General features: G+C 39.7%; 1 protein-coding gene. It reads left to right on the top strand.

The window, feature by feature from the left end; genetic code table 11:
• Window positions 1-1052, top strand: a 1052-nt coding sequence (locus tag G6Q00_RS08170; protein WP_163532747.1) for a phage minor head protein, incomplete at both ends; no start/stop codon positions are given.

Consider the following 1052-nt stretch of genomic DNA (forward strand, 5'->3'; position numbering starts at 1 on the left):
CCCCAGCTAATCCCCAATGGGGCTAATTTTAAATTTGAGGAATATTTAAGAGCTTTTAGCATTAGTGGAATAAGTAAAATTGATACTTTAGTTGCCTATCAAAGTGCACTAGAGAAAGCTTTAGCTAAGGGGCAAAGTTTTAGCCAGTTTGTTAAAACTAACCCCCAACTCTTAGAAACAATCAATAAAAAGCGCCTTGAGAGGATATTTAAATATAATTTAATTTATGCCAATGCTAGGGGTAAATTAATGCGTTATGAGAGTGCCCCGCCAATTGTTGATAGTAGTAATGGCGATGGGTGGTACTATGTATTCCATAGCCGCCATGATAGCGCCGCGCGGCATTTAGCCTTTGATAATGTATGTTTGCCAAGAAAACACCCCTTTTGGCAAACCCACACCCCGCCGCTTGATTGGGGTTGTCGGTGTGAGTTGCAAATGTGGAGCGAAAGGCAAATTAAGAGCAAAGGCATAAGCCCTACGCAAAATATCCCACAAGAGGGCGGTACTGAGGCGGGCGGATTTGAAAGGGATAATTATAAATTCTTAGCTAATTTTTTTAAAAATAAATTAGCCACTTACGCGGGCAACTCAAAAGCCACAAGCCTACTTAAAGGTATCTTACAAAATATCGCCACTAAAAAAGCAAGATTTAAAGAATTAATTAGGCTTTCTAAAAATGGCGGTAATTTGCGCTTTGGAAATTTAGAGATCATGCCTATTACTCTAAAAGCTAAAACACTTAAAGCTAACCCGGCTAATGATCTCTTTGATTTTTTCTTAGCTAGGGAAGTCTTAGACTCTCCGCTCTTATTAGCCACTCATAAAGATACAAGAAAACTAGTGGGGCAAAAGTTAGGGCGGTGGTATGAATTAGAGATTCAAGGTACAGAATTAACCGGTTTAGAGCACTTCACGGAGGCGCCTCCGTTAAAATCGGGCTTTACAATTCAAAAATTAGATTTTGACGAATTAGCCAAACGCGCCCCAGCTGAAAAACCTTACCCCTTTACCCAAAGAGTTTTAAACACAATTAAAAGCGCGCTAGCTTT

The organism is Helicobacter suis, assembly GCF_902196125.1.
Taxonomy (GTDB): domain Bacteria; phylum Campylobacterota; class Campylobacteria; order Campylobacterales; family Helicobacteraceae; genus Helicobacter; species Helicobacter suis_B.